The 16,289-nt window shown below is 71.9% G+C and carries 20 protein-coding genes; 18 read left to right on the top strand and 2 right to left on the bottom strand.

Annotation, left to right across the window (positions count from 1 at the left end; translation table 11 throughout):
* Window positions 1-15 precede the first annotated feature (15 nt).
* Window positions 16-1,122, bottom strand: coding sequence for a GNAT family N-acetyltransferase (locus IW245_RS32875; RefSeq protein ID WP_197006997.1), 1,107 nt, complete (start codon window positions 1,120-1,122; stop codon window positions 16-18).
* A gap of 17 nt (window positions 1,123-1,139) precedes the next feature.
* On the bottom strand, window positions 1,140-2,498 hold the full coding sequence (locus tag IW245_RS32870) for a helix-turn-helix domain-containing protein (protein WP_197006996.1): 1,359 nt from the start codon (window positions 2,496-2,498) through the stop codon (window positions 1,140-1,142).
* Between the two features lie 262 nt (window positions 2,499-2,760).
* On the opposite strand from IW245_RS32870, the gene IW245_RS32865 reads away from it, so the two are divergent.
* From IW245_RS32865 to IW245_RS32780, 18 genes are all read left to right on the top strand, one after another.
* Window positions 2,761-3,759, top strand: a complete 999-nt coding sequence (locus IW245_RS32865; RefSeq protein ID WP_197006995.1) for a hypothetical protein — start codon at window positions 2,761-2,763, stop codon at window positions 3,757-3,759.
* 174 nt (window positions 3,760-3,933) lie between these two features.
* Entirely contained in the window at window positions 3,934-4,182 is a 249-nt protein-coding gene (locus tag IW245_RS32860) for a hypothetical protein (protein WP_197006994.1), read from the top strand.
* Window positions 4,183-4,210: 28 nt separating this feature from the next.
* Window positions 4,211-4,852, top strand: a complete 642-nt coding sequence (folE, locus tag IW245_RS32855) for a GTP cyclohydrolase I (RefSeq protein WP_197006993.1) — start codon at window positions 4,211-4,213, stop codon at window positions 4,850-4,852.
* Complete coding sequence (gene queC / locus IW245_RS32850) at window positions 4,849-5,577, top strand: 7-cyano-7-deazaguanine synthase QueC (RefSeq protein WP_233472688.1); 729 nt, start codon at window positions 4,849-4,851, stop codon at window positions 5,575-5,577. Before folE ends, queC begins: the two co-directional genes overlap by 4 nt.
* The gene (locus IW245_RS32845) at window positions 5,578-5,955 is read left to right on the top strand and encodes a 6-pyruvoyl trahydropterin synthase family protein (RefSeq protein WP_197006991.1); all 378 of its coding nucleotides are present in this window, start codon (window positions 5,578-5,580) and stop codon (window positions 5,953-5,955) included.
* Complete coding sequence (locus IW245_RS32840) at window positions 5,952-6,680, top strand: 7-carboxy-7-deazaguanine synthase QueE (RefSeq protein WP_197006990.1); 729 nt, start codon at window positions 5,952-5,954, stop codon at window positions 6,678-6,680. Before IW245_RS32845 ends, IW245_RS32840 begins: the two co-directional genes overlap by 4 nt.
* A 157-nt stretch (window positions 6,681-6,837) precedes the next feature.
* Window positions 6,838-7,626, top strand: a complete 789-nt coding sequence (locus tag IW245_RS32835; RefSeq protein WP_197006989.1) for a reverse transcriptase domain-containing protein — start codon at window positions 6,838-6,840, stop codon at window positions 7,624-7,626.
* An 8-nt stretch (window positions 7,627-7,634) separates the two neighbouring features.
* Window positions 7,635-8,213 (top strand): formylglycine-generating enzyme family protein, encoded by a 579-nt coding sequence (locus tag IW245_RS32830; RefSeq protein ID WP_231399016.1) that lies wholly within the window; start codon window positions 7,635-7,637, stop codon window positions 8,211-8,213.
* Window positions 8,210-8,671: a DUF6884 domain-containing protein gene (locus IW245_RS32825; RefSeq protein ID WP_197006987.1), complete on the top strand. Its 462-nt coding sequence runs from the start codon at window positions 8,210-8,212 to the stop codon at window positions 8,669-8,671. The genes IW245_RS32830 and IW245_RS32825 overlap by 4 nt, the downstream gene beginning before the upstream one ends.
* Window positions 8,668-9,702 carry a glycosyltransferase family 2 protein gene (locus tag IW245_RS32820; protein ID WP_307788931.1) on the top strand — a complete coding sequence of 345 codons (1,035 nt, stop codon included), beginning with the start codon at window positions 8,668-8,670 and terminating at the stop codon, window positions 9,700-9,702. Before IW245_RS32825 ends, IW245_RS32820 begins: the two co-directional genes overlap by 4 nt.
* Window positions 9,699-10,637, top strand: coding sequence for a radical SAM protein (locus tag IW245_RS32815; protein ID WP_197006986.1), 939 nt, complete (start codon window positions 9,699-9,701; stop codon window positions 10,635-10,637). The genes IW245_RS32820 and IW245_RS32815 overlap by 4 nt, the downstream gene beginning before the upstream one ends.
* Entirely contained in the window at window positions 10,634-11,224 is a 591-nt protein-coding gene (locus tag IW245_RS32810) for a phosphoribosyltransferase (protein ID WP_197006985.1), read from the top strand. The genes IW245_RS32815 and IW245_RS32810 overlap by 4 nt, the downstream gene beginning before the upstream one ends.
* Window positions 11,221-12,324 carry a glycosyltransferase family 4 protein gene (locus IW245_RS32805; RefSeq protein ID WP_197006984.1) on the top strand — a complete coding sequence of 368 codons (1,104 nt, stop codon included), beginning with the start codon at window positions 11,221-11,223 and terminating at the stop codon, window positions 12,322-12,324. Before IW245_RS32810 ends, IW245_RS32805 begins: the two co-directional genes overlap by 4 nt.
* A 4-nt stretch (window positions 12,325-12,328) precedes the next feature.
* Window positions 12,329-13,246, top strand: a complete 918-nt coding sequence (locus IW245_RS32800; protein WP_231399015.1) for a 5'-3' exonuclease — start codon at window positions 12,329-12,331, stop codon at window positions 13,244-13,246.
* Complete coding sequence (locus IW245_RS32795; RefSeq protein WP_233472690.1) at window positions 13,240-13,860, top strand: PIG-L deacetylase family protein; 621 nt, start codon at window positions 13,240-13,242, stop codon at window positions 13,858-13,860. The genes IW245_RS32800 and IW245_RS32795 overlap by 7 nt, the downstream gene beginning before the upstream one ends.
* Window positions 13,861-13,968: 108 nt before the next feature.
* Window positions 13,969-14,208 (top strand): hypothetical protein, encoded by a 240-nt coding sequence (locus IW245_RS32790; RefSeq protein WP_197006983.1) that lies wholly within the window; start codon window positions 13,969-13,971, stop codon window positions 14,206-14,208.
* A 217-nt stretch (window positions 14,209-14,425) separates the two neighbouring features.
* The gene (locus IW245_RS32785; protein ID WP_197006982.1) at window positions 14,426-15,271 is read left to right on the top strand and encodes a phosphotransferase; all 846 of its coding nucleotides are present in this window, start codon (window positions 14,426-14,428) and stop codon (window positions 15,269-15,271) included.
* Window positions 15,268-16,260: a Gfo/Idh/MocA family oxidoreductase gene (locus IW245_RS32780; RefSeq protein ID WP_197006981.1), complete on the top strand. Its 993-nt coding sequence runs from the start codon at window positions 15,268-15,270 to the stop codon at window positions 16,258-16,260. Before IW245_RS32785 ends, IW245_RS32780 begins: the two co-directional genes overlap by 4 nt.
* Window positions 16,261-16,289: the final 29 nt, after the last annotated feature.

Here is a 16,289-nt window from a genome sequence, read left to right as displayed (position 1 = left end):
CGAGCCTATCTGGATCTACGGCAGGGGCTTGACCATGTTGTCCATGACGGGAGAGTCGGAGAACGGCTGCTTGGTGCCGAACTGGAGCCAGCCCCAGCGGGTGTAGGCGGCGCGTGCGGGGTTGTCTGGGCGGACCAAGAGGTTCGCGGCGGCCTCGGGGCGGGTGCGGAGGAGTTCGTCGTGGATCTGTTTGCCGTAGCCGCGCTTCTGGTGGTCGGGGTGGACGGCGAACTCCCGGAAGATGTACACCGGCCCGTGGCTGGCGGGGAACTCGACGGGGAGGTTTGCGTCGCGGATCTCGGCCCACAGGTCGGCAAGGTCGCGGTCGCGGGGGCTACCGAAGGCGTAGCCGACCAGAGTGCCATCCCGCCAGCCGGCGACGAGTTCGAAGTCACGGCCCGGCGCGTACAGGGTCTCCAACCGGTCCCAGAACGCCTCCGGCCCGAACCACGGGTCGTGCTGCATGTCGGCGTGGGAGGTGACGTAGACGTTCAAGATCTCCTCGCGCAGCGCCAGCGCGCCGGCCGCGCCGTACCGGCGCAGGTCCAGCTCCAGCCGGGCCGGTTCGGGCCGGTGGTGCAGATCTAGGACCAGCTGTTCGAAGACGGGGAAGCCCGTGTTGACGACCTCAGCGACCTTCGCCCACCCCCAGTGCCCGTAGAAGCCCCGCGCCGGGTTGTTCGGGCGCACGGTGAGGGTGGCGATCAGCTCGGGCCGGTCACGGAGGAGTTCGTCGTGCAGGGCCCGGCCAACGCCGTGTCGTTGTGCTGTCGGGCGGACGGCGAGTTCGTTGAACACGAACACCGGCTGCGGGCTCGCCGGGATCTCGATGTCCGCCTCTGACGCGCTGACCTGCTCCCACAGGCCGGCGGCCCGGTCTGCGGGGCGAGTGCACCCGAACGCGAAACCGACCGGCTCGCCGTCGAGCGAGGCGACGACCAAGGCGAAGCCGGGCGCGGGCGCGTACCAGTCGACCAGCCTCCGCCAGAACTGCTCCCGGCTGTAGAACGGGTTGTCGGCGACGTCGAGGTGTGTCGCCTCGTACATGTCCTCCAGCACGTCACGGAGGTTCAGCGCGTCTTCGGCGGCGTACCGGGCGAGCGTGAGGGAGGGGTCGGCCATGGGGTTGTCCTGGTCGGTCAGGCCGTGATCGCGGCGTGGACGTTGAGGTAGTGGTCAAGGTCTGCGACCGCGCCGACGCTGCGGGTCTCGCGTGGGGCGGCGTGCAGGACGCTGTATCCGAGGTCGACCACGGGCCGGATGTGGTCGCGGCGGGGAAGGTTGTTCAGCACCGTCTGGGCGTGCTTGGCGCCACCTGCGGCGTCTCCGGCGCGCACCATGCACAGCGCCCGCTGGAGTTCGATCTGGGCGGGGCCGCGGTGGTAGGTGCGCGAGTAGGTGCGCAGAGCCTGGTCCTGGGCTTCGCCGGCCTCGGCGAGCATCCCGAGGTGGGAGTAGACGTAGCTCGCGGTGAAGCGGTAGCGGTTCTCTCGCCAGATCAGGACGGACTCACGGTCCGGGGACTCGTCCACCGCGTCGGCCGGCAGGGTGTGCATCAGCGACTCGGCCGTGGCGAGGGCGGATAGGGCCTCGTCGTGGCGGCCGGCGAGGGCCAGCGCCTGCGCCCGCCCGCTCGTCAGCTCGGTGACCGCCTGGGGGCTGCCGTGCGAGGCGAGGGCCATGCTCTCGTCGGCCAGCCGGATGATCGCGTCGACGGGACGCTGCTCGTACAGGGCGCGGATGATCTGCCGTCCGCGTACCCACAGCTCGGTATCGACGTTTCCAGATGCCTCGGCCAAGGTCCGGGCGGTGCGCCACCAGCGCCGCGACTCGGTCAGGTTCGCCAGGTTCGCCATCGTCATGGCGATCAGTGCGGCGAGCGTAGCCGCGACCCGTCGGAGTTCGTTGCGCTCCGTGTCGCTTCCAGCATTCTGGGCAGCAACCTGGATGCCGAAGTTGTCGATCCACAACGAATCGAGCAGGTCAGCGGGCGCCTGTGAGAAATAGTCATACCCGTAGTCGCGGATGATCTCGTGCCACTCGTCAGTGCCGGCCCGAGCCCGGTCTTCGGCGAGGGCGAGGTTGAGGCTGTGTCGGGCGGTTTCCATGCCGAGCCCTGGCGCGAGCGCGCCGAAACCTGCCACGGCACCACCGAGCGCGAGTACCTGTCGACGGTCCACGGGACTTCCCTCCCCACCATTGCCAGTCAGCAAAGTTTGCGACAAAGCGGCATAGCTGTACACATTGAACGGCACCGTACTGACGACCCGCAAGCGCCGATCCTCGTGCATACGCTCCGCCAGCGTGAGGAGTTCACCTCCCGCCCCAAGCGCGTCGTCTAGGGCCTTGGCGTTGTCGATCGTCGGCCGGAGCCCCTTGCCCTCGTACTCGTTGACCCGGCTCGCGGCAATGAACGCGAGCTTCGCCAGAGCGCGCTGGGTCAACCCCTGCGCGGCCCTGCGGGCTCTCAGCGCCTCGCCAAAAGTATCCCCGGTCACGAGTCACCCCCGGTGTTCCACATGTTCCAAATTTCCTTTGGAACTGCGTGCATCTACCCGAGCACCCACCGTACCGGGAAGGTGAGACCCAGGCCACAGGCCCGCAGTGGCAATTGTCGATCTTGAGTCGTGGCGATTGCTCCGCCGGGAACGCGGCGGTGGAGGGCAGTCCGGGAAAATTCCGTGTTTTCTCCGGGGAACCTCCGCCTTTTCTGAGGAGCGTGACTCTCACAGCCCCTCCGGCCAACGTCAGGAGATACAGGTGAAGACCACTATCCCTGTGCCGGCCACGCTCCGCAGGCGTGGTGCCGCACCACCGCCCCGCCCGTCGACGGCGCAAACGCTGACCGGACCGGACGCTGGGCCGCAACTGGTGCTCGACTTCGCGGCTGCGGTGGATCTGGCGACGACGATGGAATGCCAGCTAGCGGCGGCTCCGTGGCGGGCGGTGGAGGCTGGACGCTGGCGGCGGCTGGTGTACGTGGGCGGGCGGCCGGTACCTGTGAAGGTCGCGGCGGCGGGCCGGTCGCTGGAGTTCTTCTTCGACGCGGCACGCGACGGGGTGCGCGAGCGGTTGGAGGCGATGTTCACCCTCCAGGTTGGCGGGCTGGATCTCGACCGGTACCCGGGTCTCGCGGTGTTGCGGGAGCAGTGCCAGGGCGTGGTGTTGATGGCGGCTCCGCCGCTGGAGATGCTGGTCCTGGCGGCTTTCGATGTGTCCGGGCGTGCGCCCGGCAGGACCCAGGTCCCGTTTGATGCTGTGGTGGCCGCCTCGGGCGGGCTGACGCTAGCCGGACTGGCGGCTCTTCCTGATACGGGGGCGGTGTCCGGGGAGAATGTTCGGCGGCTGCGGCTGGTGGCTCAGGCCCTCTTGGGCGTCGTCGGGGATGACGACGGTCTCGCCAAGCTGGTGGCCGACGATCGGAATCTGCTGGCGGAGGTCGCCACGCTGCCCCACGTCAACATGGCGACCGCGCCGCGCGTCGTGATCGCGGCCACCGGCTCGCGGATCGCCATGCCGACCCGCACCGCTCTGCTGCGCATCTGTACCCGCCTCGGCCTGCTGTCGCGCCAACCCAGCGGCCGGCACGACGTACAGACTGCGGCTGGCCGTCTGGCCCGGATCGGGGACATAGCGCTGGTCAGTGAGTTGTTGATCTGGCTCGGCCGCGCGGTATGCACGACCCGAGACCCCCGGTGCGGGGTGTGCCCGCTGGCCTCGGCGTGCCCGTCCGCTGCGGCTGCGGCCGACGACCGGTGACCGCCGGTTCGTCGCCGTGGTCCACGTGACCGTGGCGACGGACTGACCTGACAGTCCGACTGATGAATCTCACCGGCTCCCCAGCGGTGCGTGACTGGACTCCGCGCCGCATGGGTGATCAGGGAGAGCGCACGGCCTTAGCCGCGCGCTCACCCTCGGACGAAAGAGGCACCGATGGCTGCGGCTGCTCCAACCAAGTGGACCCCGAAACCGGGGGACGTTCTGATCCTGGACCGCGAGGCGTCTCCGCAGTTCACGGGGCTCGCCATGCGGGTCCGGGTGATCAAGGCGGTGGAGCGGCGCTCCAGCGTCAGCGGCTGGGCGAGCTTCGAGGTCTACCAGCTCGACCAGCACGGCGAGGCAGTGGCTCGCCGGAGCGTGTTCCTGCACGTGGCGGCCCTCGGCCCGCTGCACATCCAGTAAGTCCGACCACCAACACCTAGGAGACGGCATGGTTGACCTGCTCACACGCCCAGATCAGCGCGGCGTGCACGTGTACTCGGCCGGTGATAGTCGCCTCGGCGGTCGAGATCGGACCCGGGCGACGGAGGCCGCGGCGGAGTTCCTGGCCGCGCTTGGGGTACCGCTCGACGGCGAGCACACCGAGCGCACCGCCGAGCGGATGACGGACGCCTACCTGGAAATGCTCACCCCCCGCGACACGGAACTGACCACGTTCCCGAACAGCGGCGGCAACCGGGAGCTGGTGATCGAACGGCAGATCCGGTTCACGTCGCTGTGCGCCCACCACATGCTCCCGTTCATCGGCGTCGCCCACGTCGGCTACATCCCGGGCGAGCGCTTGTTGGGCTTGTCGAAGATCGCCCGCCTGGTGGAGTTGTTCTCCCGGCGCCCGCAGGTCCAGGAGGACCTGGTGGCCGGCATCGCCGGCTGGCTGGACGACAACCTCGCCACCCCCGGTGTCGGGGTTGTCGCCAGCGCCGTGCACTTGTGCATGACCGAACGGGGGGCCCGCGCGCACGGCACCACCACCGTCACCTCCGCCTACCGGGGCACGCTGCTGGAGGACCGGACCGTGCGCGGGGAGTTCCTGGCGCTGGCCGGCACGATCAGCGCGGAGTGGTCGCTGTGACCGCGGCACTGGTATGGCCGGAGGAGACGCCCGCGCCCGAGTCGGCGGTGGTGATCGCGTCGGGCGGGCTGGACTCGACGGTGGCCGCCTACTGGCTGCGCGAGCGGGGCGCAGAGGTGACGCTGCTGTCGTTCGACTACGGCCAGCGCCACCGGGTGGAACTCGACCACGCCCGCCGGGTGGCGGCCGGTCTCGGCGCCGTGCACCATGTGCTGGACCTGTCGGGGCTGGGCGCGATCCTGTCCGGGTCGGCGCTGACCGACGGGGGCGTGGACGTGCCTGACGGGCACTACACCGCCGAGCAGATGACGGCCACGGTCGTGCCGAACCGCAACGCGATCATGCTCGACATCGCCGTGGGCCTGGCCGTCGCGCGCAAGATCCAGGCGGTGGTGTTCGGCGCGCACGCGGGCGACCACCCGATCTACCCGGACTGCCGTCCGGTGTTCCTGTCGGCGTTCACCTGGTCGGCGACCACCGCCAACGAAGGCTTCCTCCCCGCTGGGTTCGCGGTGCTGGCCCCGTTCCTGCGCGCGACGAAAGGCCAGATCGTGGCACTCGGCGCGGAGCTGGGCGTGCCGCTGGGAGACACCTGGTCGTGCTACCGGGGCGGTGACGTGCACTGCGGCACCTGCGGCACCTGCACCGAGCGCCGCGAGGCGTTCGCCCTGGCCGGCGTCACCGACCCAACCCGGTACGCGGCCGGCATGGCGGGGGTGGTGTAGGTGTACACGATCAGCAAGGAGTTCCGGTTCGAGGCCGCCCACCGCCTCACCAGCCTTCCTCCCGAGCACCAGTGTTCCCGCCCGCACGGGCACAGCTACCGGGTGCGCGTGGAACTTGGGTCGGAGGAGTTGACGGGGCCCGGGTTCGTGGCCGACTTCGGGGAGTTGGCGTTCTTCGGCAGCTACCTCGCCGCCGCGTTCGACCACCGCGACCTCAACACCGTGCTGTCGTTCGAGCCGACGAGCGAGCGGCTGGCGAAGTACCTGGCCGGCTGGTTCATCGACGCCGCCCCGCCGCACCTGGACGGGCTCCTGCGCTCGGTCACCGTGATGGAGACCGCGACCAGCTCGGCGACGTACCACGTGGTGCCGTCATGATCCGCCTGGAGTTGCCGGCGGCCGACCACCCCATCGGCGACGGGGGTCTGCTAGTGGCGGAGGGGTTCACACCGACGCTGCAAGGGGAAGGGCCGTCCGCGGGTCAGGTCGCGGGCTTCCTGCGCCTGTCGCGCTGCAACCTCGACTGCGCCAACTGCGACACGCCCTACACGTGGGACTGGACGCGCTTCGACGCCCGGGAGCAGAGCCGCCGCATCGGCGTCGACGTCCTGTTGGACTGGTTGACCCGGCACGCCCCCGGCCTGGTCGTGATCACCGGCGGGGAGCCGCTGATCCAACAGGACAACCTCACCCCCCTGGTCCGCGGGCTCGTGGAGGCTGGTCGGCGGGTGGAGATCGAGACGAACGGCACCCTGGTCCCCGATCCCGAGTTGGCGGGGCTGGTCTCGTTCAACGTCAGCCCCAAGCTGTCGCGGTTCGGCGTGTCGGCTGCTCGCAAGCGCATCGTGCCCCGCGCGCTGCGGGCGCTGACCAGGCACGGCGGCCGATTCAAGTTCGTCATCTCCGAGTTGGACGAACTGGCGGAGGTCGACGCGCTCGTGGCCGAGCACGGGCTGCGGGAGGTGTGGCTGATGCCGGAGGGCACCACCGTGGCCGCGATCGACCGGGGACTAGTCCGTCTCGGGGAGGTAGCGGCGGAGCGGGGATATCACCTGTCCGACCGGCTGCACGTGCGCCTGTGGGGTGATGAACGTGGCCGCTGAACTCAGCGTCGCCGACGGGCCTGGACGGGGCCGTCTTTCCCGCTCTACGGGGCCGCGTGTGCAGGAAATCGGCCCGAAAGAGCTGTCGGGCGGGATCGTTCCTGCCGTCCAGGTTGGACACACCATACCCCAACCGGCGCCCCGGGCGCATTCGCTGATGCCGTGGCTGGTCGAGCCCCGCCACCTGTTGCGGGCGGCGCGGCTGTGTATGCGGCGGGCCGGCGGCCCCGGCGCGGACGGCATGACCTGGCGGGCCTTCCGGGTGGACCTGCACCACCGCCTGGCCGACCTCGGCCAGGCGCTGCGGGCCGGGACGTGGCAGCCGGGACCGATGCGGCTGGTGGAGATCCCGGCCTACACCGGCAAGGTATTCACCGCCGTGCTGCCGACGGTGACGGACCGGGTGGTGCACCGGGCGATGCGCCAGGCGCTCGCCGGGGTCCTGGAGACGCGGGTGCTGGCCGACTGGGTGTCGGCGTACCGGCCGCGCCGCAGCCGGGTCACCGCGCTGCGCCAGGCCGCCCGGCATCGCGCGGACGGCTTCGCGTGGGTCACCGACCTCGACGTGGCCGGCGCGTCGGCCGGCGGCGACGTGGGCGAATTGGTCGACTGGTTGGCCGCGCACGTTGCCGACGGGGCGTTCCTGGACCGGTTCCGCACCGCCCTGACCGGGCTGCCGTCACCGCTGATGCCGGGATCGGGGGTGTGGCCGGTGGTGTTCCACCTGCGCCTGTCCCGGGTCGATGAGCAGCTGGCGGGGCTTCGGGTGGTGCGGTTCGCCGACAACTACGCGGTGTTCAGCGTTGACGAGCCGGCGGCGGTGGCCGCGTTCGAGCAGGTCACAGCGGCCCTCGCCGCCGTGGGGCTCGCGGCCAACGCGCGCAAGAGCCGCATCCGCCCGCCAGCGCACGCGCTGATCGAAGACCTGTTCCTGATCGACGGATGAGGCCGGAGATGATCACAGAAACCGCGCTCGGCTCGCCGCTGCGCTGGATCCGCGTACCCGGCGGGGTCTGCCTCTACGGCGACAACGCCACCCCCCGCCCGGTCGCTGACCTGTGGTGGACGGCGACGCCGGTCACCAACGCGCAGATCGGCGGCGTCGGGGAGCCGGACTGGCCGGTCACCGGCCTGTCGCACGCCTCCGCCGCCGCCCTCGCCACAGCCCTCGGCGGCCGGCTGGCGAAGGTCACCGAGTGGGAATGGGCCGCCTCCGGGCCGAGGCGCCGGCCCTGGCCCTGGGGAGAGCGGGACTGGACCAGCCGGCACGCCCGCCTGTCCGGCGGGGACCTCCCGTTGGACGTGCCCGGTCCGGTGGCCGCCCACCCCGACGGGGCCACCCCGCTGGGTCTTCTGGACATGGCCGGGCTGGTCTGGGAATGGACGGCCAGCGCTGTGCCGGGCGGCGGGCACCAGGTCCGCGGCGGGTCGTTCGCGTCCCGTCCGCTGTATGCGCGCACCACGTTCCTCAACGCCGCCCCTTCGGAGCTGTGCTCCGAAGGGATCGGGCTGCGGGTGGTGAGGGCGGCGTGACCTCGCTCGGACACCTCGCCGGCCGCCGCTGCATCGTGGCCTGCTCGGCGGAGAAGACGTTCACCACGCACCCCGTGCCGGCGCTCGACCTCTACCAGGGCGGAGCCGTCCCACCGCTGCGCGCCCGGCTCGGCGGACAACCGGCGCTGCGGTCGCGGGTGCGGATCCTGTCGGCCGAACACGGCCTGATCGGCGCGGACGAACTCCTGCTGCCGTACGACCGGCCCCTCGACGCCGACCGTGCGGTACAGCTGCGACCCCTGGTCCGCGAGCAACTGGCGGCGGAGGAGTCGGGGGCGCCGGTGACCGAGTGGCTGGTCATCGCCGAACCGCTGTACCTGGTGCTGCTGGCCGACTTGCTCGCCCATCCAGCCCGGCCCCAGCTGCACTGGGTGCACGACCATGCCCATGGCTGGCCACAGGCCGCCGCCGTCCTCGACGGCTGGGGGTGGCCGTGACCAGCCTCGCCGACGTGCTCGCCGGCCGCGACAACGACCATCGGCCCCACACCACCGCGTTCACCGCGCGCACCCGCCTGGGTTGGCACACCCCGACCCCGCCGGAGGCCGGCGAAGGCACGGGGGTGTCGGTGGTGATCCCCGCCCACAACAATGACTACAGCCTCCCGGCCGTCCTCGACGCCCTCGACGCCCGCCGCCACCTCCAGACCCGGGTGGAGGTGATCGTGGTCGATGACGCCTCCACCGACGACACCGGCCGCATCGCAGCCAAGCACCGCGCCGTTGACCGGGTCATGCGCTTCCCGCAGAAGCGGGGACCGGCCGCCGCCCGCAACCTGGGCACGTTCCTGGCGACCTGGCCCACCGTGATCTACCTCGACGCCGACATGGTCATCGCCCCGCACGTGCTCACCGACATGGCCGTGCGCGCACACCCCGAACTGGTGTTGGTGGGCTTCCGGCAGAACGTGCCATACAGCCGGGGCCGCGACGACACGCCCATCGTGCCGGGCCTGGAACCGGACCTGGCCGCCGACCACCGGGTGCTCTGGAAACCGCCGGTCGGTAAGCCCATGTTCTACTCCGGGCAGGTCTACACCGCTCCGCTCGTCGGCCACCCGCTGGACGACACCGATGACTTCCGCGACCTCGGCAACGGCCGCGCCTACTTCGACTGGGACCTGCCCCGGATGCTGGTCACCGCCCTGGTCGCAGTACCCCGCGCGAAGGTCGCCGACGTCGGCGGCTTCGACCCGGGCTTCGGGCCCGACGGGTGGGGCTCGGAGGACACCCACCTGGGCGCGGCCCTGGCCGCCGCCGGCTGCAAGATCGTCCCGCTGCGCCAGGCGCGGGGCTGGCACATCGACCCGCCGGACGCCGACGCGGCGTGGCAGGCCAAGTTCGCCACCGCCGCCGCCCGCATCGCCCACTACCGGCACCTGCTCACCCTGCCCGCCCCGACCGGTAAGGCGGGCGAGTTCGCCGCCACCGGGGCGCGGCTGCTCACAGAGACGGAGGACCTGCGATGACCAGACGTGTGTTCGGCGCGGCCGGAGGTCTCGTACACGACCCGGCCACCGCGCAGACCCACTTCGCCCCGGGGACCGTGCCCGACGGGCGGGTAGACCTGGAGGACGCGGAGGTGGCCGGCTGGCCGCTCGCCACCCCCGACCTGGTGGTACGGCTGATGCCGATGAGCGTGTGCTGGTCGCCGATCGTGCGGTGCAACCTGCACTGCCCGCACTGCCTGGACGACACCACCGTCCCGGAACTCGACAAGCACGGCCGCGCGGCCGTCGCCGATGTCCTGGCCCGCTCTGAGGTACTGGGCGTGGACATCTCCGGCGGGGAACCACTGCTGCTGCGCGACCTGCCGGGCCTGACCCGCACCATCCGCGAGGGCGGGCACGCGGCCGTGTCGGTCACCACCAACGGCTGGTACCTGACTCGGTGGGTCAACCGCCTCGCCGAGACCGTCGACGCGGTCCGGGTGTCCTTCGACGGGCCCACGTCCGAACATCACGACCGACTCCGGGGTGCCGGTTCGTTCGCCCGCGCGTGCTCGGGGGTGCGGGCGGCCGTCGACGCAGGGCTGCGGGTGCAGATGCAGATGGTGCTGATGAACACCACCGGTCGGCACGCCCAAGCCATGATCGACCTCGCGCACGAGCTGGGGGCGGGCGGGCTGACGTTCCTCCAGCTCCTGCCGATCGGCTCCGCGGTCGACCTCGCCGAGCAGGAGATGGTCTCCGACCACGGAGCCCAAGCCCTCCTCAACGGCCTGGCCCTGCCAGACGGGCTGTCGGTCCGGCTGCGCACCCGGCGCAACGCGGCCGGGTTCAGCGTCGTTCGCGCCGACGGACAGGTCTGGCGCAACGGGCGCGGCGCCCTGTCCATCGGGTCGTTGAAGCAGCTGACGGTGCCCGGGGACCTGATGCTCGCAGGAAGGGACGGTGCGGCATGACCGGCCGACACGCCGCCGAGCCCGCCACGGTCGAGCGGGTGTTTCGCGGGGACCGCGTCCTGGTCGTCACCTCCGAGGCGTTCGCCGACGGCTGCCAGCGCCTGGCGGCTGCCGCCGCCCGCCTCGGGACCATCAGCGCGGTGATCGGGATCAGCAACGGCGGCCTGGCACCCGCCTCCCACATCGCCCACACCCTGGGCGCCCGCGCCTACACCGTCGGCGCGAAGCACAACGCGACCAACGGCCTGTACGAGCAGGCCACCGGAGACGTCACCTGCGACCTCGGCCCGCTGATCGCCCAACTCCAGGGCGACCTCCTCGGCGGAGCGGTGCTGCTGGTGGACGACATCTACGGCTCCGGGGCCACCATGGGCACCCTCATCCCGCAGATCGGCCGCCACCTCGCACCCGGCGCGACCCTGCACACGGCCGTGCTGTGCCGCAACGTCGCCAACCGCGACCAGCCCGGCGGGCCGGACCTGTGGCTGTGGGACACCGACGACTGGACACACTTCCCCTGGGAGGACAGCCTGCCCGCCGGCACCGTCACCGAAACCCTCGTCGTCCCCTCGGTGGCCCGCTCATGACCACCGTCGCGTTCGTCCTCGTCTCCTGGCACCCCGACGCCCCCGCCGGCATGGAACGCGCCGTCGCCGCGTCCTGCGCCGGCCTGGTCGAACTCGGGCACCGCGCCCTGATCCTCACCGCGGCGCCGGTGTCCACGTCGATGTTCGCGGGCGCGTACTTGCTGCGGTTGTGGTCTTTGCCGGTCGCCTTCCCGTGCGACGACGAGCACCTGCGGGACGCGATCACCGCGAACACGGCCGCGATCCAGGCCGAGCTGGTCGAGATCATGCGGGACTGGCAGGTCGACGTCGCCGTGTACGTCGACGCCCTGTGGGGCCTCGGCATGATCATGCCGCAGGAGGCACCCGACCGGCGGGTTCTGGCCGCGCACGTCCTCGGACACGGCGCCGACGTGCGCGCCGCCCTCGACCGGGCCCCGCACACGGTCCTGGCACCGTCGCCGGTCGTCATCGACCAAGCCGTACTTGCCGGGCACGACGTTTGCGGCTGGCAGGTGCTGCCCAACGCGCTGCTGTACGAGCCGGACCCGGCGGCCCCGGGCGTTCGCGACGCCCGTCGGGTCGCCGCACCGACCCGGATCATGGCCCGCCTGGGGCCGGAGAAGGGTGTCACGGACCTGCTCGCCGCGATGCCGGCGGAGTTCGCCGGCTGCGTGGAGGTTGCCCTGGCCGACGCGGCGTTCGAGTTGCAACCCGGTAGTCAGGACCGCGTCCGCGAGCTGTGCATGGACCTGGCCCGCCAGTCCCCGGGCGTCGCGGTGCTCTCCGCCCTGCCGTGGAAGATCGTGCCCGGCTGGCTGGCGCAGGCCGCGGTTGTCATCGTGCCGTCGCTCGCCGAGACGTTCGGGCTGGTGGCCCTGGAGGCGATGGCCGGCGGAACACCGGTCGTGGCCTACGCGATCGGCAACCTGCCCGCGCTGGTGGGCGACGGCGGGGTGCTGGTGGACCCGGCCGACGGGCCCGAAGGGCTGTGGCGCGCCGCCGGGGCGCTGTTGAGCGATCCGGTAGCGTATGGGGCTGCATCACAGGCTGGCTACTACCGCTCTCGGGACTATCGGCCTGCGCATATCGCTGACCAACTCCTGTCGAAGGTGAGGTGAGCTGATGAGCGCCGTCCCGGTGTCGCTCCAGCCCGCGCTGCCCATCCCCATGCCCGCGACCAATATGCCCGGCGGTCCGCCGCTGCTGCTCGTCGACGGCCACCACCTGCTTTACGGCGGGACGTTCGGCTTCCCGGCTGCGGTGTACTCCGCCGACAGGACCCGGCTGCTGACCGGAACGTTCGCGTTCTTCGCCCTGCTGCGCGTGGCGATCAACAAGGAGGTGCCGGGCGGGAGCCCGGAAGTGATCGTCGCCTTCGACGGCGAGAACGGCGGAGCCTCCCGCAAGGAGGAACACCCCGGGTACAAGGCCAGCCGACCCACCGATGAGGCGTCCCTGCTGCCGTTGACGTTCCTGCCGGACGTGTACCGGGGCCTGGACGCCCACGGCATCGCCCGCGTCGAACTCGATCACGCAGAGGCCGACGACGTGATCGCCACGCTCGTGCACGCGACCCCCGCCCCCCGGCAGGTGATCATCATGTCCGGGGACCGTGACTACTACCAGCTCATCACCACCGATGGCCGGGTCCGGGTCCTCAACCCCCGGTTCCGGGACGGGCAACGCCTGGTCGATGAGGCCGCCGTCCTCGAACGCCACGGCGTCACGCCCGCGCAGTGGGCGGACTTCCGCGCGCTGATGGGCGACCCGGCCGACGAGATTCCCGGGGTGCACGGCATCGGGGCCAAAACCGCCGCGACCCTCCTGGCCGGCGGCCTGACCCTCGAAGACCTCCGCGACTCCGGACGGCTGGAATCGGGACGCGCCCGCAGGGTGGCCGAGCAGTTCGAGACGGCGCTCAAGTGGCGCGACATGATCCGCCTGACCGTCGACATGGACCTGCCGATCGCCCCGACCGGGATGGCCAGCGATCCGCTGCCCACCCCCCGGGAGGTCCTGGAGAGGCTGGAGCTGTGGTGACCCGGCACGGGCACCTGCTGACGGTGATGGCCCACGCCGACGACGCCGAACTCTGGGCCGGCGGCACCCTGTGCCGGCACGCACACCTCGGCTGGCGAACCAGCATCGCCGTGCCGGCCAGCGACCCGGTCCGCGACGGCGAAGCCGCCGCCGGGGCCGACGTCCTCGGAGCCCGGCTGCACCTGCTGCCCGACATGACCATCGCCACCGTCGCCGCGCTGCTGGCCGAGCTGCGCCCCGACGTGGTGATCACCCACCCCGCAGACGACGTGCACCCCGACCACCGCCACGCCTCAGGCGTCGTCCTCGGCGCGCTGCCTGAGGTCGTGATCGCCACCGGCCGACCCGGGCGGGTTTACACCTGCGACAGCTACAACAACCTCGACCAGCACGGCCGCCCCCTCGACCTGCCGGTGGTCATCGACACCACTGACTACCACCACACCAAGATCAAAGCCCTGCTCGCGCACGAGTCCCAACCGATCGCCGAGCACTTCGGCCCGATGGCCGAAACACTCGGCCGTCTCCACGGCCACCGCATCGGCACCGGCTTCGGCGAGGGGTTCCGGCCCGTGCCGGTCCTCGGCCGCATCCCCGCCACCGACACCCTCTAACCCGCCCCGACCGCCAGCACCACCCGCGCGCACCGCGCCCTCGCCGACTAGGCGCAGGGCCCGCCGCGCTGCCCCCACGGCGGCAGAAAGCCCGAAAGGCCCCGTTACATGTCTGCCCACCCCCTGCTTCCTCCACGCTCCTCGTGGCGGCGCACCGCTGCCCGCGTCGCCGTCAACATCGCCTCCGGCGCAGTGCTGCTGGGCATGGTCGTCGGCGTGCCCGCCGTTCTGCTGATCGACCCCGGCCTGTCGACCCTGCTCGACCGCACCGAGAACTACGCCGCTGTGGCGATCGGACTCATCGTCTGCGGCGCGGTGTTCCTGCGCACCCTCCCGCCCGCCCGGTGAGCGACAACTACGGGCACGCCGCCCGCATTGCCGCCACACGCGCACTCCTGCACTGCGGCACCCCAGCGCGGCACGCATCGCGCCCCACAACCCCGGCTGGTCGGCTCGTCGTTCCTGAATCCTCCCCAGGTCAGACGCCGACCAGCCGGCCCACCACCCCCGAACACCACAGCGGCCCGGCGGGCACCGCCCCGTCGGCCGCCGGAAGGACCAGCGCGTGACCGCCCTCCCTGACAACCCCGCCGCCGGCGTCCCGTGCCCGTATCTCGACCAGATGCTGGACCTGGCACGCCAGCACCGGCCCGACGCGCAGCCCGGGGAGGTGACCGCCTCGGTCACCGGCTGGGTGCTGCGCGTCGACAGCGCGGACGGGCCCCTCATCGTTAAGCGCCACCGGGAGGACACGACGTTTCTACGCGAGGCCACGGCTTACCGGGCGTGGGAGCGGCAACTGACGGCGCTCGGGGGCCTGGTGCCGGCGGTGCTGCGCACCGCGCACGTTGAGCGAACGCTGCTCCTATCGGCGGTACCGGGCAGGCCGGTGTCGGAGTGCGAGCTGACCGGGCAGGAGGAGACCGCCGCCCACCGCGCGGCCGGGCAGACCCTGGCCACCCTGCACGCCTCCGTGCACCTCACTGGTTTGGAGGGGGCGATGCTGCCGGCCGCGGCGGCGCGGGCACGGCTGCGGCAGTGGCGCCGCGACGCGGTCGTGACGGTCGAGCAGGCCGAGCAGTTCGCCGCCATGATCGAGCGACTGGAGCATTGGAGCGGGCCGCAGGTCGTCCTTGGGCACGGCCACTTCCTCCCCGAACACTGGATGTGGAACGGGTCGCACGTGTCGTTGATCGGGCTGCGCGGCTTGTCGGCCCGCTACCCCGCCTTAAGCCTGCTGCCGCTGGCTGTCGGGGTCTGGGAGGACCGGCGCGACCTGCGGGCGGCGTTCTTAGAGGGGTACAAGTATCGGCTGGCTGACTCGGTGGCTCGCACCGTGGAGGCAGCGGTCGAGCTGACTCGCGCCGGTGGCATCCTGCTGCTGCAATCCGCACCAGCGGAGTCGCAGTGACCACGGTGGCGATCGTCGGCGGCGGCCGACACCTCTCACAGTGGCTCGTCCGCCTGGACCCGGACCCCGCGTACCGGATCGTCGCGGTCACCGGCCCCTCCGACCGCCATGAACCGGCCGTCCCCGCGCACCTCGCCGAGCTGGTGACGCTGCACCACCGCGCCGCGCTGCGGCTCGCGCCGGACGTGCTGCTGGTCCTAGAGGCGATGAGCACCCCGGAGGTGATCCGCGACGGTCTCCGCGCCGGAGCGCACGTCATCGCAGACCTCCCGATCGCCCACCGGGCCAGCCAGGTTCCCGGCTTCCTCGACCTGGCCCGCAAGAACGGCCGGCGGGTCGTGGTGCCCGCCCGGCGCGCGGATCCGGGCCTGGAGGTGCTGCGCGCCGCCGTCGCCTGCGACACACCGGAGCGCCGGCTGCCGTGGGCAGTGCAGGCCGACCTGCTCTACACCCTCGCCGACGCGCCGAGCCCCTACGATCTCGACACGGCCGCCGCCCTGCTTGTGCGCGCCGCCGACCTTGCCGGAGTGCAGATCACGGCGGTGCTGGCCGACAACCTGAGCCCGCACGCCCCGCACGCCGGTCGCTCGCTGTACCGGGTGCCGGTGCTGTCGACCGTCGCCGATGGCGTCGCGGTGACGGTACGGGCCGGGGCGGTACCGGCGGGCACTCGGGGCCTGACCGGTCCCGCCGGGCGGTGGACGGTGACGGCGGCGACCGGCGTCGCGTACCGGTGGCAGGGCGGCGAGGTCGCAGCCGTCGACGGGACTGGCGCGCTGCGGCACCGGCCCGCGCCTGTGGCCGACGATCGGGATCCGCGGTGGCTGGACGCGGTCCTGGACGACCTGCACGGCACCGGCACCGGCGTGCACCTCCTCGGCGCCGTTCACGACCGGCACGCCCGGGTCGTGGACGCGCTGCTGCGCCGCCACACCACCGGCCGCTCCTCCGCCGTCCCCGCCAGCAAGCTCCCGCACGGCGACCGCTAGCACCCGATCACCGCGCTGACCCGCGCACG

The sequence above is a fragment of the Longispora fulva genome, assembly GCF_015751905.1.
GTDB classification, from domain to species: Bacteria; Actinomycetota; Actinomycetes; order Mycobacteriales; family Micromonosporaceae; genus Longispora; species Longispora fulva.
Note: the sequence above shows the minus strand (reverse complement) of the source record. Positions and strands in the feature narration are given on the sequence as shown.